This window comes from Sporomusaceae bacterium ACPt (assembly GCA_041428575.1).
GTDB lineage: Bacteria > Bacillota > Negativicutes > Sporomusales > Sporomusaceae > Sporomusa_D > Sporomusa_D carbonis.
This window is the reverse complement of sequence record CP155570.1, coordinates 479,950-504,047: the sequence shown is the minus strand read 5'-3', so window position 1 is coordinate 504,047 and position 24,098 is coordinate 479,950. Positions and strand designations below refer to the sequence as shown.

The following is a 24,098-nucleotide window of genomic DNA, read 5'->3' as shown; positions in this document are numbered from 1 at the left end:
AGGCCTCCTTAGGGTTTGTATATTTATGGATATTATAGTGTGATTTTTGTATACATGTCAAGGCGTTTTTGCTGTTTATCCATAATGGACCTGGCGACAGTAACAGCTTGTCCGACCTGAATGGGCGATGTGCCACCCAAGGAATTACGGGATGCTACACATGTTTCTACGGTAATGGCATCTAAAATATCTGACGCAAATAACGGTGAAAATTGTTGAAATTCTTGCAATGTCAAATCAGTAAGCGTTTTTTGCTTTCCTAAACAATAGGCTACGCATTTACCGACAACTTCATGCGCCTGCCGGAAGGGTAACCCTTTTTTAACTAAATAGTCGGCCATGTCGGTGGCATTGGAAAAGTCGGTTTTCAGCGCTTGGCGCATTATGCCGCCATTAACCCTCATACCCCGCAGCATGGCGGCATATACTGTCAGGCTGAATTTGACGGTATCAATGGTATCAAACAGCCCTTCTTTATCTTCCTGCAAGTCTTTATTGTAAGCCAGCGGCAAACCTTTGGCCACCGTCAGCATAGCCATAAGGTGGCCAAACACTCTGCCGGCCTTGCCCCGTACCAATTCGGCAACGTCCGGATTTTTTTTCTGCGGCATAATGCTTGAACCGGTACAATGGGCATCATCAAGCTCAATAAAGGAAAACTCGGTTGACGACCACAAAATGATTTCTTCGCTCAAACGGCTGAGGTGCATCATCAAGATGGAAGCAAAAGACAAAAATTCAAGGATATAGTCGCGGTCACTAACAGCATCAAGGCTATTTTCGTAAATACGGCTAAACTTGAGCTCGCGGGCCACAAACTCACGGTCGATAGGAAACGTAGTACCGGCTAACGCACCGGCGCCGAGCGGCATGATGTCCGCCGACTCCCATACGCCGCTCAACCGCCGGAAATCGCGTTCAAACATAAAGAAATAGGCCATCATGTGGTGGGCGAACAAAATGGGCTGCGCCCGCTGCAAATGGGTATAGCCTGGCATGATAACGTCAGGATACCGCTCAGCCGTATCAATAACAGCCTGCTCTAAGTCAAACAACAGTTTGGCAATCTCCGCCACTTGCTCGCGCACATACATATGAGTATCCAACGCCACCTGATCGTTACGGCTGCGGGCGGTATGCAGCCGGCCGCCGGCCGCACCGATACGCTCGGTTAAGCGCTTTTCAATATTCATATGAATGTCTTCCAAAGCTACTTCAAAACTAAATTTTCCGGCCTCAATATCGGCCAGAATCCCGTTTAGGCCATCAATTATGAGCGTAGCGTCCTCTTGGCTGATGATCCCGCATTGAGCCAGCATTTTGGCATGGGCAATACTGCCGGCAATGTCCTGGCGGTACAGGCGACTGTCAAAAGAAATGGAGGAGGTAAACTCCTCCACCATTACGTCAGTGTTTTTGGCGAAACGGCCGCCCCAAAGTTTACTCATTGTTTTTCTTGGCCTCAGCTTTCATCATAGCCCGCACTTTTAGCGGCAGCCCGAACAGGTTAATAAAGCCCTCAGCATCGCCGTGGTTATATAATTCTTCGCTGTCCCCGAAGGTAACAATTTTTTCATTATAGAGCGAATACGGCGATGTAGCGCCGGCACTTATAATATTGCCTTTATACAACTTCAGGCGGACAGTGCCGGTGACCGTCTGCTGCGTTGAATCGAAAAAGGCGTCAAGCGCTTCACGCAGCGGGGAGAACCACATACCATCATATACCAATTCAGCGTATTTAATGGCGACTTGCTCTTTATAATGCATGGTAGCCCGGTCAAGGGTCAAGTATTCAAGTTCGCGGTGCGCATAGTACAGAATGGCGCCGCCGGGATTTTCGTACACGCCGCGTGATTTCATGCCCACAAGGCGGTTTTCTACGATATCGGCAATACCGACACCATTGGTTGCGCCAATTTCATTAAGCTTGGTGAGAAGCGGCACGGCAGCCATTTTGACACCGTCAAGCGATACAGGAATGCCTTTTTCAAAACCGACTTCAATATAGGTAGGTTTGTCTGGCGCTTTTTCCGGCGGAGTGGTAATCAAAAATACGTCGTCTTGCGGCTCGTTAGCCGGGTTTTCCAGGTCGGCGCCTTCATGGCTTAAGTGCCAGATGTTGCGGTCCATACTGTACGGGCGGGCTTTGGTAACCGGTACCGGAATACCGTGTTTTTCAGCATAGTCAATAGCATCTTCGCGGGAACGGATATTCCACACGCGCCAGGGAGCAATAATTTTCAGATGCGGGGCCAGCGCTTTCACAGTGAGTTCAAAGCGCACTTGGTCATTACCTTTACCTGTTGCCCCGTGGCAGATAGCATCAGCACCTTCTTTCAAAGCGATATCAACAAGGGCTTTGGCAATGATGGGACGGGCAAAAGAAGTTCCTAAAAGATACTTGCCTTCATATACGGCCCCGGCTTTAAGAGTCGGCCATATATAGCCTTCCACAAACTCGGCGGTAAGGTCTTCAATATATACTTTGCTGGCCCCTGACTTGATGGCCTTTTCCCGGACAGGAGCCAGTTCATCGCCCTGACCGACGTCGGCGCACATAGCAATAACTTCACAGCCATAGTTTTCTTTAAGCCAAGGGATAATAACCGAGGTATCCAGGCCGCCGGAATAGGCGAGCACAACTTTTTTAATATCACTCATTTTGTATTGCCTCCTATGATTAGCGTGGTTTCCTATACTTTCCTATTGTAGAGTTTACAGGAACCAGGCGAAATTGTCCATATGGCAGCAGGTTCTAATCGGCCATGAGTAGCGCCATTATCGCTTTTTGCACATGTAAGCGGTTCTCAGCCTCATCAAAGACTACTGAATGTGGTCCTTCGATAACGTCATCGGTAATTTCTTCACCACGGTGCGCCGGCAGGCAGTGCATAACGATGGAGTCAGGTTTAGCTACTTGCAGAATACTGCTGTTGATCTGGAAACCGGCAAACGCCTGTTTACGGATGGCCTGCTCACCTTCTTTGCCCATGCTGGCCCACACATCGGTGTAGAGCACGTCGGCGTCTTTAGCCGCGGCAAAAGGGTCGTCAAGAATGGTTATCTTGCTGCCGGATACTTTAGCGTCAGCTACCGCCTGCTCGACAATGGCAGCGTCAGGCGCATAGTTGGGTGGTGTGGCTACACTCATGTCCATGCCGACTTTGGCGCAGATATGTAAAAGCGAGTTGACCATGTTGTTGCCGTCGCCGATATAGCACAGTTTGCGGCCTTTTAATTCACCTTTGTGTTCAATGGCAGTAAAGATATCAGCCATTGCCTGACAGGGGTGCAGGAGATCGGTAAGACCGTTAATTACCGGTATTGAGGCGTATTGAGCCAGTTCTTCAACCTCCAGGTGGGAAAATGTCCTGATCATGATACCGTCAAGATAGCGAGACAGTACCCGGGCCGTATCTTTAACCGGTTCGCCCCGCCCAATTTGCAGGTCGTTAGCCGACAAGAACAGCGCATTGCCGCCCAGCTGCCACATCCCTGCTTCGAATGATACTCTGGTGCGAGTGGATGACTTTTGAAAGATCATGCCCAGTGTCTTGCCTTTTAACAACTGGTGCTGTTCACCTGCTTTTTGCTTTGCTTTCAGTATTTTCGCAAAGTCGAGAATTTGGTAAATTTCATCAACTGATAAATCATGTATTGATAAAAAGTCCTTGCCTTTAAGACCCATTCCCTAACACTCCCCCATGATTAAAGTTGTACCGTCGCCAACGTTCTGTCTAATATGGCGATCATTTCGTCAACATGGCCCGCGGTTATAATGAGCGGCGGCACAAACCGGAGCACATCGCCGGCTGTGCAGTTGATGATTGCGCCCTGTTCCATGCATTTATTGACAATATCGCGGCCCGGCCGGGTAAGTTTAACGCCGACAATCAGACCCTGACCGCGCACTTGGCTGATAATGTCCGGATATTTATCTTTCAGGGCCTTGAGTTTAGTCACAAGGTATTCGCCCAATGTGCCGGCATTACCCAGCAGTCCTTCGTCGTCAATAACTTTTAGCACAGCGTTGGCGGCGGCACAGGCCAACGGATTGCCGCCGAAAGTTGAGCCATGATCGCCCGGTCCAAAAGCTGCAGCTACCTTATCACTGGCGATAAAAGCGCCGATGGGCACACCACCGGCCAATCCCTTGGCCAGGGTTACAATATCAGGCTTAACACCAAGGTGTTCATAGGCAAACATTTTGCCGGTACGACCGATACCTGTCTGGATTTCGTCCAGGATTAGAAGTGCTCCAAACTTGTCGCACAACCTTCTGACTTCAGCAAAATAATCTTTATCCGGAATATTGACGCCGCCTTCGCCCTGAATGGGTTCAAGCATTACAGCACACGTCTTGTCAGACATGGCGGCCGCCAAAGCCGCCACATCATTAAATGGCACATGTCTGAAACCTCCGGGCAATGGCTCATAACCATGCTGGTATTTTGGCTGGGCGGTAGCTGTCAAGGTAGCCAGCGTCCGGCCATGAAAGGAATGCTCGGCGGTAATAATCTCAACCTTATCCTGACTGACGGCTTTACCGTATTTCCGGGCCAGTTTGATGGCTCCTTCGTTGGCTTCGGCGCCGCTGTTGCCGATAAAGACCTTGTCAAGACCGCTTAAATGCGCCAGGGTCTTGGCCAAGGTGGCTTGCGCCTCAGTATAGTACAAGTTTGAGCAATGAATCATTTTTCCGGCCTGATCGGCAATGGCTGCCACCAGCTTGGGATGGGCATGCCCCAAAACGTTAACGGCAATACCTGCGAGAAAATCTATGTATTTTTTCCCTTCACTGTCATAGACATACGGTCCTTGGCCATGGGTTAACACAAGGGAGTACCGGGCGAATACCGGCATATAATAATTCCGGTGCATGTCAAATACCATCTGTTTATCCACTGATATACCTCCTGTATTTGACCACTTCGGTGCCGATGCCCTCGGTGGTGAAAATTTCTAAGAGCAGTGAGTGGGGTTTACGTCCATCAATAATATGGGTTTTTGCCACTCCGGCCGCCAAAGCTTTTACGCAAGCCTCAACTTTTGGTATCATACCGCCGTCAATGCTGCCCGACTTAATCATTTCCTGGGCTTCGGCCAGCGACAGGGTGGAAACAAAGGTACTCTTATCATTGTAGTCATGGTAAATGCCTTCGACATCGGTGATAAGGGCCAGTTTTTCCGCACCTAAGGCGGCAGCCAGTTCACCGGCAACATAGTCGGCGTTAATGTTATAAGTAGCGCCGTCTTTGCCAACACCGATCGGCGAAATAACGGGAATGTAGCCTTGGTCCAAAAGTTTTTCAACAATACCGGTATTAAGTTTGAGGACATCACCGACAAAGCCGATATCCACTTCTTTAACCTGACCGTTCTCCCGCACTTTTGCCAAATGCTTGGCAGCAATAATCAGGTCAGCGTCTTTGCCGCTCAGACCAACGGCTTTTGCTCCGAGGAAGTTTAATAATTTGACGATTTCGCTATTGATTTTACCTACAAGCACCATTTCGGCAATTTCAACAGTCTCGGCATCAGTGACTCTGAGACCGCTGACAAAGCTTGACTTTTTGCCCAGCTTTTCCAGCATACCGGTAATTTCCGGACCGCCGCCGTGCACAACTACCGGACGAATACCGGCATATTTAAGAAAAATAATGTCCTGCATTACGCTTTTCTTAAGTTCATCGTTCAGCATGGCGTTGCCGCCGTATTTAATGACAATGGTGTTGCCGGCAAACCGTTGCAGGTACGGTAGCGCTTCAATCAGTACGGCAGCCTTTTCTACCGAATTAATCATTTATATCATCCCTTTCCCACTTACTTAATTGTCGTAATGCGCTAGAACCGCATAATAGTAATTATGTTGTATATTCGCCGTTAATTTTTACATATTCATAGGAAAAATCGCACGTCCACACAGTAGCCGCCGCGTCACCCAGGCCCAGATCAACTGTTACAACAATATCCTTGGCAGCCATAACGTCTTTGAGCTTGGCGGTGTCAAATTCGGCAGCTCCCTGGCCATTGACAACTATTGTCAGACCACCGATGGCCAACGAGGTCCTGTCAGGCTGAGTTTTGGCGCCCGAGTAACCGACAGCGCATAAGATCCGGCCCCAATTAGGGTCCTGGCCAAAGAAGGCCGTCTTGACCAGCGGCGATTTGGCGATAGCCATAGCGGCTTGTTTGGCATCGGCAAACGTAAGAGCACCTGTAACATTTATTTCGAGAAATTTGGTGGCGCCTTCGCCATCACGAACAATCAACTGCGCTAATTCGGTGCATACCGTTTTCAGTGCCTGAAAAAATTCTTGGTACTCAGGGCTGTCAGCCGATCTAATTAGCTTATTACCGGCTTGCCCGTTGGCCAGTACGGCAACCATATCGTTAGTACTGGTATCACCGTCTACCGAAATCATATTAAACGACAGTTCTACCGCCTGGTTGAGCGCCAGCTTCAATAATTCAGGAGCAACAGCGGCGTCAGTGGTAATAAAGCACAGCATTGTGGCCATGTTAGGGTGAATCATGCCCGCCCCTTTGGCAATTCCCGCGATTGTAGCCGTTTTTCCCCCTAAGGAATATTGATAGGCACAAGACTTAGGGAAAGTATCTGTCGTCATAATAGCAGCCAACGCCTGTTCGTGTCCGGATTCGGACAAATCTGCCACTGCCTGGCTGATGCCGGCAGTTACTTTCTCCATGGGTAACGTTACGCCAATTACCCCGGTTGAAGCCACCAGCACCTCATTATCATCAAGATTCAAGGCTTTGGCCGCCTGGTGTGCCATAGCTTTGGCATCGGCCAGCCCCTGCTCGCCGGTACAGGCGTTGGCGCAGCCGGAGTTGACGACAATGGCACGAGCCTTACCGCGCTCTACGGCTTGGCGTGAAACAATAACCGGCGCGGCGGCCATCTGATTGGTGGTGAACATAGCTGCCGCTGCCGCGGGAACAGTGCTGTAAATAACGGCCACGTCTTCTTTGCCGTTCTTTTTTATGCCACAATGAACGCCTGCCGCTTTAAAGCCTTGTGGCGCAGTGATGCCGCCAGTGATTTTGCTTAACATTCTTCAACCTGCCCTTCTATGGATAAAGCGGTGCGTTATCAAGTCCTGCCCGCTCGTCAATATTGAACATTACATTCATATTTTGCACTGCTTGGCCGGCGGCGCCCTTGACCAGATTGTCAATCGCAGCCACAGCGATTACTCTGCCGGTGCGTTTATCAATATGCCAGCCCAAATCGCAGAAATTGGTACCGCGTGTGTTCTTGGTTACCGGATAGCCGCCGCGCCCTAACAGGCGGATAAAATATTCATCATTGTACATTGCATGATATGCCTGGTCCACAGTCTCAGGGCTAACACCGTCTATAAGGCGGGCATAACAAGTGCTCAAAATACCTCTGGCCATGGGAATTAAATGGGGGGTAAAGCTGATAACAATCTCTTTGCCGGCTAATTCGGCGAGGGCGGCCTCAATCTCGGGTGTATGACGGTGTCCGGCAATATTATAGGCTTTGACACTTTCAAATACTTCGGTAAAATGAGAACCCAGGTTTAAGCCCCGCCCGGCTCCTGACACGCCTGACTTGGCGTCAACCACGATCGAGTTAAGATCAACCAGCTTATTTTTCACGAGCGGCGCAAGCGCTAAAATACTGGCTGTTGTATAGCAGCCGGGGTTGCCGACAATGGTTGCCTCTCTGACCTGGCTGCGGTTAAGTTCTGTCAGACCATATACCGCTTGCGCCTCCCGATGGGTATGGGGTACTTTGTACCACTGTTCATATACATCCGGGTTACGGAAACGGTAGTCCGCTCCCAGATCAATGATTTTTACTTTCTGATTTATCGCTGTCGCCTTGCGGCCAACTTCCATGGCATGGCCGTGAGGTAAGCCAATAAAAATGACGTCACTGTCAGCGGCAATTTTGTCCAAATCGCCTAAGCTTGCTAGTGTTTTATCATAAAATCGTGTAAAATGAGGGTATATTTCGTTAATGGCTGTACCTGGCTGACTTTCTGATGTAATGTATTGGATTTCGGCAGCCGGGTGGGATACCAGTATGCGGAGCAGTTCGGCACCGGTATAGCCGGTAGCTCCTACAATGCTTATTTTCATGGGCATCGCTCCTTTGTTGTAATAATTATACAGTACGTATGAATATTAATGCAAGTATTTTCGGTATTCATGTATACATTTTTTAGAAAGAGGTATGATGGCTGTCGACTTTGATTCTTTGACAAATATTATTGAACAATACGGATATTTGGCCGTTTTTTTGTCCATGACGCTAGAAGGTATGTGTATCCCGGTGCCCAGTGAACTGGTACTGGGATTTGCCGGATTTATGGTGTATCAGAACGTGTTTAGTTTCCCGGGCGCCATCCTCGCCGGCTGGCTGGGCAGTATGACCGGTTCGCTGTTCATTTACTTTTTAGCCCGTCAAGGCGGACGCGAGTTTTTGTACAAGTTTTGCCGGCTTATCCACTTATCTCCGTCTTATGTTGATAAAATGAGTGACTGATTTATCCGCTACGGCCCTATAATTATCATCCCTTGGCGCCAGCTGCCCATCATCCGTACTAAAATCAGCATTGCCGCCGGCCTCTTGAACATGCGTCTGTCGACTTTCGGTGTACTTACGGCCATAGGCATAGCAGTGTGGTGCACGCTGGCCGTTAGTCTGGGCCTGTTTTTCGGCCCGCATTGGGAAAAACTCATTGACATCTTTACCGATCTCGGCTATATAGTAGTTGCCGCTATCGGGTTTGCCGTTGTTGTTGTCGGTATATATTGGTATTTAAGCCGTAAAAGAAAAAAGAGGCAACTCATCAGAAATTGACCTCTCCAATTATGTATATACTGTTCCCGCACCGGGAGCAGTTTTTTTCATCTGTTAACCGGCTGTAACCACCCAGGCGATCAATAACCTTATAGCCGCACTCCGGGCAGTAGGTGTTAACGCGGTCACCGCCGGTATTGCCAATATATACGTAGTTGAGGTGTTTACGCGCGGTCTCATAAGCCTGAGAAAGTGTGCTCAGCGGTGTCGGCGGCGCGTCCATTTTGTAATTGGGGAAATAACGTGAGAAGTGCAGCGGTATGTCAGGATTAATGCCTGCCAGCCATCCGGCCAGGCCGGCAATTTCGTGTTCATGGTCATTAAGCCCCGGCACTACTAAAGTAGTAATCTCAACATGGCAGGCGCGGGCCGCCAATTCGACCGTATGTTTCACATGTTCAAGCCGTCCGGCACATACTTTTTGGTAAAAATCATCGTTGAAAGCTTTCACATCGATATTCATAGCATCAATGTACGGCAATAGTTCATTCAACGGCTGTTCGTTAATAAAGCCATTGGTAACAAGCACGTTTTTAAGTCCGGCCGCCTTTACCGTGCGGACAGTATCAAAGATATATTCATACCACACGCTGGGTTCAGAATAAGTGTAGGCAATACCGATATTCCCCCTGTCCACTAACTCACCGGCCAAATTGGCCGCCGCCTGGGGTTCAAGTCTGACAGCAGGCGGGTTGTCATGGGCAATATGCCAGTTTTGGCAAAATTGGCAGGCAAAGTTGCACCCCCAGGTGCCAATAGACAAGATATAGCTGCCCGGATAAAAGTGGTAGAGCGGTTTCTTCTCGATAGGATCAAGCGCCTGAGCAGTAGCCTGGGCATAGTTTAACGTGTAAAGCCTGCCGTCAGTATACTGCCGCACCCGGCAAAAGCCTGTCCGCCCCTCAGCAATTAGGCAGTTCTTAGGACACAGCCGGCATAGCGCCGTCTCGCCGCGCCGTTCATAATGGAGGGCCTCATGCACGCTTATCACCTGCTTTGATTTTTGATTACTTATAGCGAATCACGGTAAAGCGGTACAAATCAACATCCTCGTCAGGGCGAATACCCGCCTTTTGCCTGGCGATAGCCACCTGCGCCTGGGCGGTGTCAACCCCTTCCAGGTCAGGTAGCAACAGGCCGGAACGCCGGCCTTTACGGACAATAACGCCATACTTCTTGGGATCAAGCTCCTCCAAGCTATCCACCGGCTCCGGCGTTTGGAGCACATCAACCGAAACCTCAAGCTCTGGCAGCTCGCTAAGTTCAATGGGCCAAAACCGCGGATCCTCTGTGCCGGCACTAACGGCATTCTGAATAATTTCTTCGGCCACCGTGGGCTGGGTGGGAGCAAATGTCCCAATACATCCGCGTAGCTGGCCACCTTTTTTAAACGATACAAACGTCCCGGCTTGGCCGCTCAGCATAGGCGGCACTTCAGCCGGTTTATCCATCAGCCGGCCATGTTCAAGATAATATCTCAGACTTTCACGGGCCAGTGCTACTGGCGCGCTTGGTGCGCTCATAACAGCCCCCTCCTATTTTTTCCCTTTAATTTTATAAGAAACAACAGCATAACCAACGCCAAGCGGTCCTTCGTAAGAGCAGTTGATAACCTCAGCTTCCAGGCCGCCCATAACGCCCATGAGAAAAAATATCGGCCTGAGGCCGCATTCTCCGGCTTCGTCTATCAAATTTTTATCCAGGTTGAGAAGAGCTTTGACATCAATGTTTTTAAGGGCTTGAACTACCTGACGGTCAAATTCAGCGCCACGCGGACTGTATCCGGCCGGCGCACCGGGCAGCAGGCGGTGAGACAAATCACTTGAAGCAATTACCGCCACCCGCTTGTCCATACTGCCGATAGCTGCCTGAACAGCTTTACCAAAAGTGTACATTTCCTCATAGGCCAGCATACCCATGGATAACAGTACAATTTGGCCTTTAAAACCGGCCTTGTTAAGATAGTACAGCGGGACAAAAGCGCCGTGATCAATTTTTAAAGAAATCCGGTAATTCTTGGCAGTATCATCGGTCAATTCCATTAAATTAATCCCAAGGCGCTGGCAGTTGCGGATAATATGCTTTATTAACAGGTTATCGGTCTCAAAGCCAAGCGTTACGTCAGGAGCGCCAAAACTTGCCATGCTGCCGCGCAGGCGGGGATGGATGCAAACAGTAACAGCATCCTCAAAAACCGGTCCATGCGGCGTAATTATGACAACAGTCTGAGGGTTGCCCTCTTTCAACATTTCGGCTACTTGTCCGGCAGTTTGAACAGTATTTTTGATATTATCAAGTTCGTTTTTCCCTACTTCCGGGATCATGATAGGCGGATGCGGCATTACCGCACAGCCAACCAAATTATCCATACAATCACTCCCTTCAGCTAGTGGTTCGTTTTTTATCTTCCCACATTCTGGCTGAAATGATACGCCAAAGCTTTGGCAATATGTTCGGCTAACTTTTGCTGATATGCATCATTATTAGGGCGGCCGGCTTCTTCCGGATTGCTGATAAAGCCGGCTTCAACAAGCACATCCGGCACATTTACAGATTTCAATAAGATAATGTCAGAATCCTGCTTGGCTTGGCGTTTGTTTCCAGGGGAAAAATTTTTTAGAACATGTTGTACAGTCTCAGCCAACCGCTCATTTTCTTCTGATTCGGGATTGTAAAAAACCTGAGCTCCCGACCCTTTAGCGCCTTTGATGGCATTGCAGTGAATGCTGACAAACGCGTTAGCCCCTGAATTTTCAATGATTTCAGCACGTTTTAAGAGGTCGTTGCGTTTGCCGCCTTTGCCCCGTGTATAATAATCGACATCGCCCTCCCGGGTAAGCACTGGCATTCCGCCGTTGGCAGACACAACAGCGGCTAATTTTAATGCAATACTACCACCGCAATACTAAACACTATCGCGCTAACTAATCTCCGTCGCCGCATCACGACTACCCGCATGTTCATCCCTGCCTTATAAAGAATCAAGGCCGCGGCCTTCGCTACTTACACTGTATTCTCTATTAGGCAATTAAATGCTAAAATATAGGTAATCGGCATGACTACAGCAACAACGTGATACGGGGGGTGACATGTTGAAAACAATGCGTTTGCGGAAAGGCCGGTTTTTCGTCCTATTATTAATTGTATTTACAATCGCTTTTTTGTGGGCCGGCGGCGATTTGCTGCTCCGCTCAGCAATACCAAAAGTCAGTGTTCCGGCTGCAACTACCGCAACTTCCAATGTTAAAGGCATCTGGGAACAGGCGCACCGGATCATTTTCCTCAAGAGCGCTGTCGATGCCAAACTTGACAAGAAAGGTTATGTACAGTTGTCCGACATACCACCGACTATGCAACAGGCTATCATTGCCGTTGAAGATAACAGGTTTTACCAGCATATGGGGTTTGATATCGAGGGTATACTGCGAGCGGCACTGGTAAACTTGCAGACAGGCGCATTTGTTGAAGGTGGTAGCACAATTACCCAGCAACTGGTAAAAAATTTATTTTTATCTCATGACCAGACATTGGGCCGGAAGCTTGAAGAAATTATCCTGGCTATTGATGTTGAGCTTCGGTACTCCAAAGAAGAAATCCTTGAGATGTATTTGAATACTATCTATTTCGGGTCTGGCGCGTATGGCATTAGCGAGGCGTCAGCAGTTTACTTTGGCAAACCGCCGTTTAACCTTACTCTGGCGGAATGCGCCATGCTGGCCGGACTGCCTAACGCCCCGTCGCGGATATCCCCATATGTGGATTTTGCGGCCGCCAAACAACGCCAGGCCATTGTGCTCACAGCCATGACCCGCCACGGTTATATCAGTCCGGATCAAGCCCTGGAAGCAAAACTAGCCCCGATTAAATTGGCTAAATAGCCAATGTCCGGCAAACACCGGACCTTTTTTGATTTAAAGAAAACACGGCTTGCGCCGAGCCTTTGACGAAAGCGGAAGCCGATGTTGCCTTTATCCTGGCAGAGAGTTATGCTTTCTGTCAGGACAAAAAAACCCTGCCAGATAAGCTGACAGGGTTTTTTGTAACACAAAAATATTAACGTTTGGAGAACTGGGAAGCTTTGCGGGCTTTTTTGAGGCCGTATTTGCGGCGCTCTTTTTCGCGCGGATCGCGGGTTAACAGACCAGCTTTCTTAAGAGCCGGACGGAATTCGCCGTCAACTTTTAACAGAGCGCGGGCAATACCGTGACGGACTGCGCCGGCTTGGCCGGATACGCCGCCGCCCTCAACTTTTGCCAGAACGTCATATTTACCAACAGTATCGGTAATATTAAGCGGTTGAGTTACGATAAGCTCCAAAGTTTTTAAACCAAAATATTCGTTCAGCGGACGTTCATTAACAATGATTTTGCCTTCTCCCGGAACCAGACGAACTCTGGCAACCGAGGTTTTTCTACGACCTGTGCCGTAGTAAGTCACCAATGCCATTATATGTTCCTCCTTTCCGGTATTACCTAATATTAAGTTCCAGCACTTCCGGCTGTTGAGCGGAATGCGGATGGTTAGGACCAGCGTAAACATTAAGTTTACGGTACATTTGACGGCCAAGGCGGTTCTTGGGCAACATACCTTTAACAGCATGCTCAATGACCCGCTCAGGCTTTTCGGCCAGCATCTTGCCGGCAGCAGTGAACGTGGTGCCACCCGGGTAGCCGGAATGACGGAAATAGGTTTTTTGGGTAAGTTTTTTACCTGTTAATACCACTTTATCAGCATTAACTACAATTACATGGTCGCCAGTATCAACATGGGGAGTAAAGGTTGGTTTATTTTTGCCGCGAAGAACTTTCGCGACTTCAGCGGCCAACCTGCCAAGGGTTTTACCCTCAGCGTCCACAACATACCATTTGCGCTGGATGTTGGCCGGATTTGCCATAAAAGTTTTCATCGTCTATCCTCCTCGTACAGGCTAAAAAGGACTATAAATTAAAGAGACAAATTATGATTATAACCTTGAATTCCGGGGCTAATGGAAGTCATGGCAAAAATCTCATAAAGCTATTGTAATAAATTAGCTGATTGATGTCAAGCTATATACCTTGCCAGACAGAAAATATTTTTATATATCTGTAACTCGTGGAGTGATTGCCACGCTCACTACTCCGAAAACAAGAGACTGCCGCGTCGGCTAACGCCTCCTCGCAGTGACATCTTGATACTGTCATTGCGAACGCTGGTGAAGCAATCTCAATACTTAACTTCAACTAAGTACAGTCCCTGTGGCGGTGCCGTGACACCGGCTGCCGACCGGTCACAGCCGGCCAGAATATCAGCAAAACCGTCAGGAGTTAGGCGGTGTTGGCCAACTTCGACCAGCGTTCCGACTAAGTTGCGCACCATGTGGTATAAAAAACCGGTTCCCCAAAATTCAAATTCAATGATTGAATCCCCTGAGTTTCGGCATGATGCTGCCATAATGGTACGGACAGGGCTTACCGGAGCACCGCCGGTGGCGCGGAATGCCGAAAAGTCATGCGTGCCAACTAAGGCTTGAGCAGCCTGATGCATAAGCGCGGTATCCAATCCGGCGGTAAAATGCCAGGCATAGTTCCGCTCAAACGGATTTGGCAATTTTGTATTCAATAGCCTATAGCGATATCTCTTGCTATGGGCTGAATAACGGGCATGAAATTCCGGCGCTGCATCACTTGCTGCAACTACCACAATGTCGGGGGGCAGCAATCCCTTGGCCGCTAACGGAATACGCTCGGCCGGGATAGTTCCCTGGGTAAAGAAATTCACTACCTGCCCATAGGCATGCACCCCGGCATCAGTACGGGCCGCACCGGTAAGTTTAAGCTGGTGGCCGAAAATTTTGGCCAAGCGTTCTTCTACTAGCTGCTGAATGGTAACAGCGTTGGCTTGTCGTTGAAAACCATGGTAGGCCGTACCATCATAGGCCAAAGTAAGCTTGATGTTTCTCATATTATTTGGTCATAGGTCTTGACCGCAATGAGGACCGCGATCAGGACTAGCATCGCAGCCGCAGCCATTATATCTAGTGTGCCTAGTTTTAGTTCTTTCATCCTGGTACGGTTTTCACCGCCCCGGTAACACCTGGCTTCCATAGCCACGGCCAATTCATCAGCACGGCGAAATGCGCTAATAAACAGCGGCACCAAGAGCGGCACCATATTCTTGGCCCGGTTCAAAATATTACCGGAAGCAAAGTCTGCGCCCCGCGCCATTTGCGCCTTCATAATCCTATCGGCTTCTTCCAGTAAGGTGGGAATAAATCTGAGAGCAATTGTCATCATCATGGCCAGTTCATGAGCCGGCACTCCCAACCGCCGGAAGGGGTTCAGAAGACGCTCAATACCGTCAGTTAGTGCAATTGGTGAGGTGGTAAAAGTTACGAGCGATGATACTACAATTAACAGTACCAGTCTGAGCGACATGAGTATACCCATGCGCACACCTTCTGTAGTGATGGTCAACGGCCCCAGTGAATAAATAACAAAACCGGGCGTACTGAAGACATGAATGCACAGTGTTAGGATGATGATAATCCATAACGGTTTAACTGAGCGCAGCACAAGCCGTGCCGGAATGGCTGACACGCCGATTACTATAACGGCAAACGCCATAAGTATGCCGTAAGCCAAATAATTTTCGGCTAAAAATATTGTGCTGATATAAGCGACCACACCCAATATTTTGGTTCGGGGGTCAAGGCGATGGATGGGTGAGCTCCCAGGAAAATATTGGCCTAAGGTAATATCAGTGAGCATTTTTCCGCCCCCTAACGGCTTGAAAAATGTTTTTGGCCGCTGCCTCGGCCGTCATGACGGTATTATCAATGGCTAAGCCTTTGGCCTGGAGCTTGTCCATTAATGCAGTAAGCGGTGGCACATCGACGCCGGCATTTTTAAGTTGATCGCGGCCACTACCGAAAATTTCCTGCGGTGTGCCGTCAAGGCTAATTTGGCCGCCATTCATAACCAATACCCGGGTAGCCAGGCGGGCAACATCTTCCATATTGTGCGACACCAAGATAACGGTAATACCTGTTGTCTGATGCAGTTTAACAATCTGGCCGAAAATTTCGTCCCGTCCCCGGGGATCAAGGCCGGCAGCCGGTTCATCCAACGCCAGATAATCAGGCTCCAAAGCAATAACCCCGGCAATAGCTACCCGCCGCATCTGACCGCCACTGAGGTTAAAAGGTGAACGGTCTTTAAATCTCTCAAAATCAAGTCCGACAAAATCCATAGCCCGGCGTACACGGCTTTCAATTTCGTCAGCTGTCAGACCAAGATTTTTGGGGCCGAACGCAATATCTTCATAGATAGTCTCTTCAAACAACTGGTGCTCAGGATATTGGAAGACCATACCCACCCGCCGCCTCGCCCCACGCGCCGCCGGGCTTTTGGTAGTTAGGTCAACATCATCAACTGTCACTTGACCGGTTGTAGGAGTTATCAGGCCGTTCATATGCTGTACCAGTGTCGATTTACCTGAACCGGTATGACCGATGATACCGATAAACTCACCTTGATTGATAGTCAGGTTTATGTTCCTGATGGCTGTCCGCTGATATGGGGTTCCAGGCATATAGGTATAGGTAACGTTGTTAAATATTATGGACATAGCGCCACCACCAGCTGTTCATCGCTTATTATACCAGTCTCCAGTTTTAGACCGTAACCGCGCAGGTAATCAGCAATTTCGGCCGCGGCCGGTACATCAAGCCCCATGGTTTTGAGACGCGCAACCTGGCTAAACACCTCCGCCGGCGGGCCTTGCATAACAATTGAGCCTTGCTCCATGACTACAACCCGGTGGGCGGCCACAGCTTCTTCCATAAAATGAGTAATGTATACAACAGTAATTCCTTCTTGATTTAACCGGCGGACGGTATCAAGTACTTCTTTGCGGCCACGGGGATCAAGCATGGCGGTTGGCTCATCAAGTACCAGACACTTAGGGCGCATGGCCAGTACCCCGGCAATAGCCACCCGCTGTTTCTGTCCGCCGGACAAAAGGTGCGGCGCATGATGGCGATATTCTTCCATATTGACAAGCGCCAGCGCTTCAGTCACCCGCCGGGAAATCTCATGCGGTTCTACACCTAAATTCTCCGGGCCAAAGGCTACGTCCTCTTCGACAATTGCCGCCACAATCTGGTTATCAGGATTTTGAAATACCATGCCTACTTGCTGGCGTATATCCCATACTTTTGCCGGATCACTCGTATCCATGCCAGCTACCAGACATTTGCCGCCAGTTGGCAAAATTAGTGCATTTAGGTGCTTAGCCAGCGTTGATTTGCCTGAACCGTTAGTACCAATGACGGCAACAAATTCACCCTGATTAATAGTCAGGTTAATATCGGTAAGCGCGATTACCTCCTGACCCTCATAACCTGGATAAGTGTGGCGCAGGTTTTCAATTTTAATAAGTTCTCCCATACGATGAGCCCCTTATTTTAAAAGTACATAGGCCGCTTAGGCCATAGTATAAGTATAAAGGCGACCCGCCGGGTCGCCCTATTAACTACTACATTACACTAATTCGATAATCGCCATAGGAGCAGCATCGCCCCGGCGCGGTCCCAGCTTAAGCACCCGGGTATAACCGCCTTGACGTTCGGCATATTTGGGAGCAACTACGTCAAACAGTTTTTTAGTAACTTCTTCGTCCAAGAGGTATGATAACACTTGGCGGCGGGCATGCAGGTCGCCCCGCTTGGCCAAAGTAATCATTTTATCGGCAAGGCCGCTGATTTCTTTCGCCTTAGCTTCCGTTGTTTCAATACGCTCATATGCAAAGAAGGAAGTTAATAAACTGCGAAACAGCGCTTTGCGGGCGCTCGTGTCCCGTCCTAACTTTCTGTAGGCCACAACTCTTCCCTCCCCTTAATCTTCGTTTTCAGCCAGTGCAAGACCCATCTCAATAAGCTTTTTCTTGACTTCTTCCAGTGATTTACGCCCTAAGTTGCGAACTTTCATCATGTCTTCTTCGCTCTTTTGAGTAAGCTCAGCTACTGTATTGATTCCGGCCCGTTTTAAACAGTTGTAAGAACGCACCGAGAGGTCCAGATCCTCAATGGTCATTTCCATTACCCTGTTTTTGCCTTCAGCCGGTTCTTCAGACACCAATCCCTGACCCTCATCCTCTTCTGGAGGTTCTCCGGCAATATTTTGAAATAATTTCAGGTGCGACACCATGATGCCAGCAGCTTTGCTGACCGCTTCTTCGGGACGCATACTGCCGTCGGTCCATACTTCTAATGTCAGCTTGTCATAGTTGGTTACATTGCCGACACGCGTATCAGTAACGTTGTAATTGACGCGTACAATCGGTGAGAAGATGGAGTCAACTGGAATAATCCCGATTACATGGTCGGGCTTTTTGTTCTTATCAGCGGGTACATAGCCTTTGCCTTTTTCAACCATGATTTCCATGCGGAGTTTGCCGCCAGCACCAACTGTCGCCAAGTGGAGCTCAGGGTTTAAGATATCAATATCGGCGTCGGCCTTGATGTCGCCAGCTGTGACATCGCCTTCTTCAAACGCTTCTACCAGTAAAACTTTCGGTTCATCACTATGCATTTTCAGGCACAGTTCTTTTAGGTTTAAAATAATGTCGGTGACGTCCTCCCGAACACCGGGAATAGTGGCAAACTCGTGAAGCACGCCGTCAATTTTTACTGATGTTACGGCTGCACCCGGCAATGACGATAAAAGTACCCTTCTCAGACTGTTGCCCAGTGTGATGCCAAAGCCCCGGTCTAAGGGTTCCCATACGAATTTGCCATAACGGTTGTCTTCGCTTATTTCCACTATTTCGATTTTCGGTTTTTCGATTTCAATCATCCGGAAAAACCCTCCTCATTTGCGCAAACTGCTAAGTTACGCCATCGCCACGGTTGAGGGCAGATTATCTCGAGTACAATTCTACAATTAGATGTTCCTGGACAGGAATATCAATTTCCTCCCGGGTGGGGTAGCGCATAACTTTACCGCTCATATCGGCAGCCGTCAACTCAATCCAAGCCGGAGCTTGCTTATGGCCAAGCGACTCAGCGATTTTCTTCATAATGGGTGATTCTTTGCTGCCTTCCCGCACCGCAACAACGTCGCCGGCTTTAACCAGGAAGGACGGAATGTTTACACGACGGCCGTTGACAGTGAACAAGCCATGGCGCACCAGTTGTCTTGCCTGGATCCGGCTTTCAGCCAGTCCCATGCGGTAAACAACATTGTCAAGTCTTCTTTCCAGCATAATTAAAAGGTTTTCGCCGGTAATGCCTTTTTGGCGCTCAGCCTTTTCAAAATAGTTCCGGAACTGGCGCTCAAGCACTCCGTAAATGCGGCGGGTTTTTTGCTTTTCCCGGAGCTGAATGCCGTATTCAGAAACTTTTTTGCGGGTTTGTCCGGCACCATGTTGACCAGGAGCAAAACCACGCTGGGTAAAGGCGCATTTATCGCTATAGCATCTGTCGCCTTTAAGGTATAGTTTAGCGCCCTCGCGGCGGCATAATCTGCAAACAGGACCTGTATATTTAGCCATTCTTACCAAACACCTCCCAATTCCCTAAACTCTTCTTCTTTTCGGTGGACGGCATCCATTGTGAGGAATGGGTGTTACGTCTTTTATCATATTAACTTCCAGACCTGCAGCCTGAAGTGAACGGATGGCGGCTTCCCGACCGGCACCAGGACCTTTTACAAATACTTCAATTTGTTTCAAGCCATGCTCCATGGCAGCTTTAGCAGCAGTTTCGGCGGCCATCTGAGCGGCAAACGGCGTACTTTTCCGCGAACCTCTAAAACCCAGGCCACCGGCGCTGGCCCACGAAATAGCGTTACCTCGGGTATCAGTGATGGTTACGATGGTGTTGTTGAAGGTCGAACGGATATGAGCAACACCATGTTCTATATTTTTACGTTCTTTACGTTTTGGTCTAGCAACTTTCTTTTGAGCCAATGGGTATCCCTCCTTTACTTCTTCTTCTTAGCACCAACAGTCTTTTTCGGGCCTTTACGGGTACGGGCATTGGTCTTGGTACGCTGACCGCGTACAGGCAGACCCATCCGATGCCGCTTGCCCCGGTAAGACCCGATTTCGATAAGACGCTTAATGTTTAACGCTTCTTCCCGGCGGAGATCGCCTTCTACACGGTAATTTTTATCAATGTTTTCGCGCAGTTTGGCAACTTCTTCCTCGGTTAAGTCCCGGGTTCTGGTGTCAGGATTGATTCCGGTATTTTTTAGGATTTCTTTGGACAATGTCAGTCCGATGCCATAGATGTATGTCAAAGCAATTTCGATGCGTTTATCACGCGGTAAGTCTACACCGGCAATACGTGCCATGTATTAATCCACCCCCTAACTCTTATTATCCTTGTTTTTGTTTATGTTTGGGATTTTCGCAAATCACCATTACTCTGCCATGCCGTTTGATGACTTTGCATTTTTCACATATAGGCTTAACCGATGGCCTTACTTTCATAATTAAACCTCCTTATCGTGCGTCCGTCCGTCCGCCAGTCCGCGTTCGCTCATCAACTCGACTAACGAACTTACGAACCCACGAACCTGCTATTTAAACCTATAGGTAATACGGCCGCGTTTTAAATCATACGGTGTAAGTTCAATAGTAACTTTATCGCCTGGTAAAATCCGGATAAAATTCATGCGAATTTTACCCGACACATGCGCCAGTACAATATGGCCGTTTTCCAGTTTTACCTGGAACATGGCGTTAGGCAATGCCTCGATAACCGTGCCTTCAACTTCTATTACGTCTTGTTTGGACATGAGCTATATCCCTCCTCGTCCGCTTTTAAACAACTTATCCGGTCGCCTCGATCTGGGCGAGGGCCTGGCGGATGTCCTCATCGGTGGTTTTTTGACCACTGGCTAAAGTCTCTGCCACATTGTTAGCAATAGAATTAAGCCTTTTTACATGCTTAACGTTTTTTTTCTTAGGACTCTCGACTTTACGGCTGCGTCCGTCAGCTACCAGAAGAGTTTGCGGCTTATACCACCCTAGCACAACATAGGCGCGGCCAGCATCGCGTCCGGCTGACGATATGACAATGTGCCCAAGGCTTATATTTCCATCTGGCACAAGCCGTCTCCTCCTATAGTTTTGTTAATATTTCCGGACCATCGGCGGTAATTGCAATGGTGTGCTCAAAATGGGCGGAATATTTTCCGTCAGCAGTCACTACTGTCCAGTTGTCGCTCAAGGTCTTGACCTCATGAGTCCCTGCGTTAATCATAGGCTCTATTGCTAATGTCATACCAGATTTTAATCGCGGGCCGCGGCCGGGAAGTCCGTAATTGGGCACTTGCGGATCTTCGTGCATGTTTCTGCCGATGCCATGCCCGACAAAATCGCGCACTACACCATAACCATGCCCCTCGGCGTAGGTTTGAATACTATGGGAAATATCGCCTAAACGATTTCCTGCCACAGCTTGTTCAATCCCCTTATATAGCGACTGTTCGGTAACTTCAATAAGTTTCTCAACTTCAGCGTCAACCTCACCAACCGGCACGGTAATCGCAGCATCACCGCAATATCCGTTAATGATGGCGCCAATGTCAATACTTACATTATCTCCATTTTTCAACCTTTTTAACCCAGGAATGCCATGTACTACCTCTTCATTAACCGAAGTGCAAATATTGCCCGGGAAACCGTGGTAACCTTTAAAGGCAGGTACTGCTCCCCGGCTTCTGATGTACTGTTCAGCAATCCTGTCAAGTTCAAGCGTAGTGACATCAGGTTTTACCGCTTTTTTCACTTCATTAAGCGTCTCGGCCACTATCCGCCCGGCATCACGCAGGTAGTTTAATTCCCTTTGTGATTTAAGAATGATCATAGTTGCCCGCCTCTCAGGCTACTCACTATGTCTTTCAGGACATCATCAATGGGTTGCAGGCCGTTGATCTCGGTATACAACCCTTTGTCCTGATAATACTCAATCAGCGGTTGAGTCTGAGCCTGATATACCGACAACCGGTTAATTACTGTCTCTTCCCGGTCATCATCCCGTTGGAACAGCTCGCCGCCGCATTTGTCACAAATACCGTTTTTGCTGGACGGATTAAAAGCAACATGATAGGTAGCGCCGCAGTTTTTGCATATCCGGCGTCCGGTCATACGGCCGACCAATTCTGAGTCTGGTGCAGTAATATTGATAACCCGGTCAAGCCTGATTTCCAGTTCAGAGAGCGTCCGGTCCAGGGCTTCGGCCTGAGCAATGGTGCGGGGAAAGCCGTCCAGGATAAATCCTTTTTGGCAATCTTCCTTAGCCAAGCGTTCTTTGACAATACCGATTGTTACACTGTCAGGCACCAATTGTCCGGCATCCATGCAAGCTTTGGCCTGTTTGCCAAGCTCGGTGCCTTCTTTGACAGCTGCCCGGAACATATCCCCGGTCGAAATGTGGGGAATTTTAAAATTTTCTACCAGTTTGGCCGCCTGGGTGCCTTTTCCGGCACCAGGCGGACCCATTAACAGAATAAACATGACCACTACCTCCTACTTCATGAAGCCTTGGTAATGACGCATAAGGACAAGCGCCTCGATCTGCTTCATGGTATCAAGTGCCACGCCCACTACGATCAGTAGAGCGGTACCACCGAAATACACACCCTGGAGTTTTGTCGCAGATGCGACAAAATTCGGCAGTATGGCGATTATGGCCAGGAATATCGATCCGGCCAGGGTAATTCTGGTCATAACCCGGTCTAAATAATCGGCGGTAGGCTTACCCGGCCTGATGCCTGGAATAAACCCGCCGTGTTTTTTCATGTTCTCTGCCATATCTGATATGTTCATGGTAACCGCAGTATAGAAGTACGTGAAGAAGATGATTAAGAGCGCATACAGTGTTGTCTGTAGCGGCGTGCCCCACGCAAACCACCCTGCCACTGTTTTTACCCAGGGTACATCAATAAACTGGGCAATGGTTACCGGGAACATCAGCACAGATGACGCAAAGATTATTGGAATTACGCCCGCTTGATTGACTTTTAGCGGGATATGGGTGGAATGGCCGCCGTACATTTTCCGGCCGACGACCCGTTTTGCGTACTGCACAGGAATTCTACGCTGACCCTGCTGAATAGCGATAACAAATACTATCATGGCCGCGGCGATTATCAGGAACAGCAGTACATTGAAGATATTAATCGTTCCGGCTCTTAGATACTCGTATATGGTATAGAGGCCGCTGGGCAGCCTTGATACGATACCGGCAAAAATGATCAGTGAAATGCCGTTGCCAATACCTTTTTCGGTGATTTGTTCACCCAGCCACATAAGGAAGGTCGTTCCGGCGGTCAGGGTGAGCGCAATGAGAAATATCGAACCAAATCCGGGGTTGATGATAGCTACTTTTAAGCCAAACGACATGCCGAGTGCTTGAATAAAGCCTAAAAGTACTGTTCCGTAACGGGTTATTTGGGTAATTTTCTTGCGGCCCTCGTCGCCTTCTTTGGCCCATTGTTCAAATTTCGGCACAACAACGGTTAAGAGCTGCATGATAATCGAAGCGTTGATGTAGGGAGTTATGCTCATAGCAAATATGGAAAACTTGCTTAGGGCACCACCGGAAAACAAGTCCAGAAACCCAAACAGATTACCGCTGGTAAACAGCTGTTCGATAACTGCGGCATTTACTCCCGGTACTGGGATGTGTGTGCCTAGCCTGAATATCAAGAACATGACCAAGGTGAAAACTATTTTCTGCCTCAGTTCAGCAATCTTTAAAACGTTCGAGAGCTCTGCCAGCAATTAAATCACCTCGACTGTACCGCCGGCAGCCTGGATTTTTTCAGCAGCCGACTTAGTAAAGCCATTAGCTTTAACGGTTAAAGCCTTGGTGAGCTCGCCATTACCTAAAATTCTGAGACCGTCAAGCACTTTTTTCACTACCCCGGCTTCCACCAAAGCTTCAAGATCTACAACCGCACCATTGTCAAAGCGATTTAGATCAGCTACATTAATTTCACTGTACTCCTTAGCGAATTTATTGGTGAAACCACGCTTGGGCAGTCTTAAGTACAAGGGCTTCTGGCCACCTTCAAAACCAGGACGCACACCGCCGCCGGCACGGGCTTTCTGACCTTTGTGGCCTTTGCCGGAGGTCTTACCGAGACCGGAACCGAGGCCACGGCCTACACGGGTGCGAACTTTTTTTGAACCAGGCGCTGGAGCTAATTCATGTAATTTCATTAACAGCACCTCCTTGAACTAG

General features: G+C 48.8%; 32 protein-coding genes. 3 read left to right on the top strand and 29 right to left on the bottom strand.

Annotated features, from left to right (window positions below):
• Nucleotides 1-32: 32 nt before the first annotated feature.
• From argH to argC, 7 genes are all read right to left on the bottom strand, one after another.
• Nucleotides 33-1,448, bottom strand: coding sequence for an argininosuccinate lyase (argH, locus tag SCACP_RS02440; protein WP_425059853.1), 1,416 nt, complete (start codon nt 1,446-1,448; stop codon nt 33-35).
• Nucleotides 1,441-2,664 (bottom strand): argininosuccinate synthase, encoded by a 1,224-nt coding sequence (locus SCACP_RS02435; RefSeq protein ID WP_425059852.1) that lies wholly within the window; start codon nt 2,662-2,664, stop codon nt 1,441-1,443. The genes argH and SCACP_RS02435 overlap by 8 nt, the downstream gene beginning before the upstream one ends.
• A gap of 94 nt (nt 2,665-2,758) precedes the next feature.
• The gene (argF, locus tag SCACP_RS02430; RefSeq protein ID WP_425059851.1) at nt 2,759-3,691 is read right to left on the bottom strand and encodes an ornithine carbamoyltransferase; all 933 of its coding nucleotides are present in this window, start codon (nt 3,689-3,691) and stop codon (nt 2,759-2,761) included.
• Between the two features lie 20 nt (nt 3,692-3,711).
• Nucleotides 3,712-4,896 carry an acetylornithine transaminase gene (locus SCACP_RS02425; protein ID WP_425061303.1) on the bottom strand — a complete coding sequence of 395 codons (1,185 nt, stop codon included), beginning with the start codon at nt 4,894-4,896 and terminating at the stop codon, nt 3,712-3,714.
• A 4-nt stretch (nt 4,897-4,900) separates the two neighbouring features.
• The gene (gene argB, locus SCACP_RS02420) at nt 4,901-5,806 is read right to left on the bottom strand and encodes an acetylglutamate kinase (protein WP_425059850.1); all 906 of its coding nucleotides are present in this window, start codon (nt 5,804-5,806) and stop codon (nt 4,901-4,903) included.
• Nucleotides 5,807-5,867: 61 nt separating this feature from the next.
• Nucleotides 5,868-7,079, bottom strand: coding sequence for a bifunctional glutamate N-acetyltransferase/amino-acid acetyltransferase ArgJ (argJ, locus tag SCACP_RS02415; RefSeq protein WP_425059849.1), 1,212 nt, complete (start codon nt 7,077-7,079; stop codon nt 5,868-5,870).
• 16 nt (nt 7,080-7,095) lie between these two features.
• Nucleotides 7,096-8,136 (bottom strand): N-acetyl-gamma-glutamyl-phosphate reductase, encoded by a 1,041-nt coding sequence (gene argC / locus SCACP_RS02410; protein ID WP_425059848.1) that lies wholly within the window; start codon nt 8,134-8,136, stop codon nt 7,096-7,098.
• Between the two features lie 94 nt (nt 8,137-8,230).
• Here argC and SCACP_RS02405 point away from each other — a divergent pair, with 94 nt between their 5' ends.
• Both SCACP_RS02405 and SCACP_RS02400 read left to right on the top strand, forming a co-directional pair.
• Nucleotides 8,231-8,542, top strand: coding sequence for a DedA family protein (locus tag SCACP_RS02405; RefSeq protein WP_425059847.1), 312 nt, complete (start codon nt 8,231-8,233; stop codon nt 8,540-8,542).
• A gap of 90 nt (nt 8,543-8,632) precedes the next feature.
• Nucleotides 8,633-8,860 carry a DedA family protein gene (locus SCACP_RS02400; protein ID WP_425059846.1) on the top strand — a complete coding sequence of 76 codons (228 nt, stop codon included), beginning with the start codon at nt 8,633-8,635 and terminating at the stop codon, nt 8,858-8,860.
• On the opposite strand, the gene amrS is transcribed toward SCACP_RS02400, so the two are convergent.
• Genes amrS through SCACP_RS02380 form a run of 4 tightly spaced genes read right to left on the bottom strand, consistent with a single transcriptional unit; the run spans nt 8,850 to nt 11,750 of the window.
• Complete coding sequence (gene amrS, locus SCACP_RS02395; protein WP_425059845.1) at nt 8,850-9,842, bottom strand: AmmeMemoRadiSam system radical SAM enzyme; 993 nt, start codon at nt 9,840-9,842, stop codon at nt 8,850-8,852. The genes SCACP_RS02400 and amrS overlap by 11 nt on opposite strands.
• A 25-nt stretch (nt 9,843-9,867) precedes the next feature.
• The gene (amrA, locus tag SCACP_RS02390) at nt 9,868-10,383 is read right to left on the bottom strand and encodes an AmmeMemoRadiSam system protein A (RefSeq protein WP_425059844.1); all 516 of its coding nucleotides are present in this window, start codon (nt 10,381-10,383) and stop codon (nt 9,868-9,870) included.
• Between the two features lie 12 nt (nt 10,384-10,395).
• Complete coding sequence (amrB, locus tag SCACP_RS02385; protein WP_425059843.1) at nt 10,396-11,229, bottom strand: AmmeMemoRadiSam system protein B; 834 nt, start codon at nt 11,227-11,229, stop codon at nt 10,396-10,398.
• 32 nt (nt 11,230-11,261) lie between these two features.
• The gene (locus SCACP_RS02380; RefSeq protein WP_425061302.1) at nt 11,262-11,750 is read right to left on the bottom strand and encodes an N-acetylmuramoyl-L-alanine amidase; all 489 of its coding nucleotides are present in this window, start codon (nt 11,748-11,750) and stop codon (nt 11,262-11,264) included.
• Nucleotides 11,751-11,949: 199 nt separating this feature from the next.
• Here SCACP_RS02380 and SCACP_RS02375 point away from each other — a divergent pair, with 199 nt between their 5' ends.
• Nucleotides 11,950-12,738 (top strand): transglycosylase domain-containing protein, encoded by a 789-nt coding sequence (locus SCACP_RS02375; protein WP_425059842.1) that lies wholly within the window; start codon nt 11,950-11,952, stop codon nt 12,736-12,738.
• Nucleotides 12,739-12,913: 175 nt separating this feature from the next.
• On the opposite strand, the gene rpsI is transcribed toward SCACP_RS02375, so the two are convergent.
• The 18 genes from rpsI to rplO form a co-directional block, all read right to left on the bottom strand.
• On the bottom strand, nt 12,914-13,306 hold the full coding sequence (gene rpsI, locus SCACP_RS02370; RefSeq protein WP_425059841.1) for a 30S ribosomal protein S9: 393 nt from the start codon (nt 13,304-13,306) through the stop codon (nt 12,914-12,916).
• A gap of 22 nt (nt 13,307-13,328) precedes the next feature.
• Nucleotides 13,329-13,766, bottom strand: coding sequence for a 50S ribosomal protein L13 (rplM, locus tag SCACP_RS02365; protein ID WP_425059840.1), 438 nt, complete (start codon nt 13,764-13,766; stop codon nt 13,329-13,331).
• Between the two features lie 299 nt (nt 13,767-14,065).
• The gene (gene truA / locus SCACP_RS02360; RefSeq protein ID WP_425059839.1) at nt 14,066-14,803 is read right to left on the bottom strand and encodes a tRNA pseudouridine(38-40) synthase TruA; all 738 of its coding nucleotides are present in this window, start codon (nt 14,801-14,803) and stop codon (nt 14,066-14,068) included.
• The gene (locus SCACP_RS02355) at nt 14,800-15,609 is read right to left on the bottom strand and encodes an energy-coupling factor transporter transmembrane component T family protein (RefSeq protein ID WP_425059838.1); all 810 of its coding nucleotides are present in this window, start codon (nt 15,607-15,609) and stop codon (nt 14,800-14,802) included. The genes truA and SCACP_RS02355 overlap by 4 nt, the downstream gene beginning before the upstream one ends.
• Nucleotides 15,599-16,468: an energy-coupling factor transporter ATPase gene (locus SCACP_RS02350; RefSeq protein ID WP_425059837.1), complete on the bottom strand. Its 870-nt coding sequence runs from the start codon at nt 16,466-16,468 to the stop codon at nt 15,599-15,601. Before SCACP_RS02350 ends, SCACP_RS02355 begins: the two co-directional genes overlap by 11 nt.
• Nucleotides 16,459-17,289: an energy-coupling factor transporter ATPase gene (locus SCACP_RS02345; protein ID WP_425059836.1), complete on the bottom strand. Its 831-nt coding sequence runs from the start codon at nt 17,287-17,289 to the stop codon at nt 16,459-16,461. The genes SCACP_RS02350 and SCACP_RS02345 overlap by 10 nt, the downstream gene beginning before the upstream one ends.
• Nucleotides 17,290-17,382: 93 nt before the next feature.
• Entirely contained in the window at nt 17,383-17,721 is a 339-nt protein-coding gene (rplQ, locus tag SCACP_RS02340) for a 50S ribosomal protein L17 (protein WP_425059835.1), read from the bottom strand.
• Nucleotides 17,722-17,736: 15 nt separating this feature from the next.
• Nucleotides 17,737-18,696 (bottom strand): DNA-directed RNA polymerase subunit alpha, encoded by a 960-nt coding sequence (locus SCACP_RS02335; RefSeq protein ID WP_425059834.1) that lies wholly within the window; start codon nt 18,694-18,696, stop codon nt 17,737-17,739.
• A gap of 64 nt (nt 18,697-18,760) precedes the next feature.
• The gene (gene rpsD / locus SCACP_RS02330) at nt 18,761-19,393 is read right to left on the bottom strand and encodes a 30S ribosomal protein S4 (protein ID WP_425059833.1); all 633 of its coding nucleotides are present in this window, start codon (nt 19,391-19,393) and stop codon (nt 18,761-18,763) included.
• 24 nt (nt 19,394-19,417) lie between these two features.
• Nucleotides 19,418-19,810, bottom strand: coding sequence for a 30S ribosomal protein S11 (gene rpsK, locus SCACP_RS02325; protein WP_093796567.1), 393 nt, complete (start codon nt 19,808-19,810; stop codon nt 19,418-19,420).
• Nucleotides 19,811-19,824: 14 nt separating this feature from the next.
• Nucleotides 19,825-20,196: a 30S ribosomal protein S13 gene (rpsM, locus tag SCACP_RS02320; RefSeq protein WP_425059832.1), complete on the bottom strand. Its 372-nt coding sequence runs from the start codon at nt 20,194-20,196 to the stop codon at nt 19,825-19,827.
• Between the two features lie 25 nt (nt 20,197-20,221).
• Complete coding sequence (rpmJ, locus tag SCACP_RS02315; RefSeq protein WP_094607412.1) at nt 20,222-20,335, bottom strand: 50S ribosomal protein L36; 114 nt, start codon at nt 20,333-20,335, stop codon at nt 20,222-20,224.
• An 89-nt stretch (nt 20,336-20,424) separates the two neighbouring features.
• Complete coding sequence (infA, locus tag SCACP_RS02310; RefSeq protein ID WP_084577080.1) at nt 20,425-20,643, bottom strand: translation initiation factor IF-1; 219 nt, start codon at nt 20,641-20,643, stop codon at nt 20,425-20,427.
• Nucleotides 20,644-20,677: 34 nt separating this feature from the next.
• The gene (locus SCACP_RS02305) at nt 20,678-20,956 is read right to left on the bottom strand and encodes a hypothetical protein (protein WP_425059831.1); all 279 of its coding nucleotides are present in this window, start codon (nt 20,954-20,956) and stop codon (nt 20,678-20,680) included.
• Nucleotides 20,957-20,969: 13 nt separating this feature from the next.
• Nucleotides 20,970-21,716, bottom strand: coding sequence for a type I methionyl aminopeptidase (gene map, locus SCACP_RS02300; RefSeq protein WP_425059830.1), 747 nt, complete (start codon nt 21,714-21,716; stop codon nt 20,970-20,972).
• Nucleotides 21,713-22,366 (bottom strand): adenylate kinase, encoded by a 654-nt coding sequence (locus SCACP_RS02295; RefSeq protein WP_425059829.1) that lies wholly within the window; start codon nt 22,364-22,366, stop codon nt 21,713-21,715. The genes map and SCACP_RS02295 overlap by 4 nt, the downstream gene beginning before the upstream one ends.
• Nucleotides 22,367-22,378: 12 nt before the next feature.
• Nucleotides 22,379-23,635, bottom strand: coding sequence for a preprotein translocase subunit SecY (secY, locus tag SCACP_RS02290; RefSeq protein WP_425059828.1), 1,257 nt, complete (start codon nt 23,633-23,635; stop codon nt 22,379-22,381).
• Nucleotides 23,636-24,076 (bottom strand): 50S ribosomal protein L15, encoded by a 441-nt coding sequence (gene rplO / locus SCACP_RS02285; protein WP_425059827.1) that lies wholly within the window; start codon nt 24,074-24,076, stop codon nt 23,636-23,638. It lies immediately after the preceding gene.
• Between the last annotated feature and the right edge of the window lie 22 nt (nt 24,077-24,098).

Coding starts and splice junctions, on each gene's coding strand:
- argH (WP_425059853.1), bottom strand. CDS start 1,448: ATGAGTAAACTTTGGGGCGGCCGTTTCGCCAAAAACACTGACGTAATG.
- SCACP_RS02435 (WP_425059852.1), bottom strand. CDS start 2,664: ATGAGTGATATTAAAAAAGTTGTGCTCGCCTATTCCGGCGGCCTGGAT.
- argF (WP_425059851.1), bottom strand. CDS start 3,691: ATGGGTCTTAAAGGCAAGGACTTTTTATCAATACATGATTTATCAGTT.
- SCACP_RS02425 (WP_425061303.1), bottom strand. CDS start 4,896: ATGGTATTTGACATGCACCGGAATTATTATATGCCGGTATTCGCCCGG.
- argB (WP_425059850.1), bottom strand. CDS start 5,806: ATGATTAATTCGGTAGAAAAGGCTGCCGTACTGATTGAAGCGCTACCG.
- argJ (WP_425059849.1), bottom strand. CDS start 7,079: ATGTTAAGCAAAATCACTGGCGGCATCACTGCGCCACAAGGCTTTAAA.
- argC (WP_425059848.1), bottom strand. CDS start 8,136: ATGAAAATAAGCATTGTAGGAGCTACCGGCTATACCGGTGCCGAACTG.
- SCACP_RS02405 (WP_425059847.1), top strand. CDS start 8,231: ATGATGGCTGTCGACTTTGATTCTTTGACAAATATTATTGAACAATAC.
- SCACP_RS02400 (WP_425059846.1), top strand. CDS start 8,633: ATGCGTCTGTCGACTTTCGGTGTACTTACGGCCATAGGCATAGCAGTG.
- amrA (WP_425059844.1), bottom strand. CDS start 10,383: ATGAGCGCACCAAGCGCGCCAGTAGCACTGGCCCGTGAAAGTCTGAGA.
- amrB (WP_425059843.1), bottom strand. CDS start 11,229: ATGGATAATTTGGTTGGCTGTGCGGTAATGCCGCATCCGCCTATCATG.
- SCACP_RS02375 (WP_425059842.1), top strand. CDS start 11,950: ATGTTGAAAACAATGCGTTTGCGGAAAGGCCGGTTTTTCGTCCTATTA.
- rpsI (WP_425059841.1), bottom strand. CDS start 13,306: ATGGCATTGGTGACTTACTACGGCACAGGTCGTAGAAAAACCTCGGTT.
- rplM (WP_425059840.1), bottom strand. CDS start 13,766: ATGAAAACTTTTATGGCAAATCCGGCCAACATCCAGCGCAAATGGTAT.
- truA (WP_425059839.1), bottom strand. CDS start 14,803: ATGAGAAACATCAAGCTTACTTTGGCCTATGATGGTACGGCCTACCAT.
- SCACP_RS02355 (WP_425059838.1), bottom strand. CDS start 15,609: ATGCTCACTGATATTACCTTAGGCCAATATTTTCCTGGGAGCTCACCC.
- SCACP_RS02350 (WP_425059837.1), bottom strand. CDS start 16,468: ATGTCCATAATATTTAACAACGTTACCTATACCTATATGCCTGGAACC.
- SCACP_RS02345 (WP_425059836.1), bottom strand. CDS start 17,289: ATGGGAGAACTTATTAAAATTGAAAACCTGCGCCACACTTATCCAGGT.
- SCACP_RS02335 (WP_425059834.1), bottom strand. CDS start 18,696: ATGATTGAAATCGAAAAACCGAAAATCGAAATAGTGGAAATAAGCGAA.
- rpsD (WP_425059833.1), bottom strand. CDS start 19,393: ATGGCTAAATATACAGGTCCTGTTTGCAGATTATGCCGCCGCGAGGGC.
- rpsM (WP_425059832.1), bottom strand. CDS start 20,196: ATGGCACGTATTGCCGGTGTAGACTTACCGCGTGATAAACGCATCGAA.
- rpmJ (WP_094607412.1), bottom strand. CDS start 20,335: ATGAAAGTAAGGCCATCGGTTAAGCCTATATGTGAAAAATGCAAAGTC.
- infA (WP_084577080.1), bottom strand. CDS start 20,643: ATGTCCAAACAAGACGTAATAGAAGTTGAAGGCACGGTTATCGAGGCA.
- map (WP_425059830.1), bottom strand. CDS start 21,716: ATGATCATTCTTAAATCACAAAGGGAATTAAACTACCTGCGTGATGCC.
- SCACP_RS02295 (WP_425059829.1), bottom strand. CDS start 22,366: ATGTTTATTCTGTTAATGGGTCCGCCTGGTGCCGGAAAAGGCACCCAG.
- rplO (WP_425059827.1), bottom strand. CDS start 24,076: ATGAAATTACATGAATTAGCTCCAGCGCCTGGTTCAAAAAAAGTTCGC.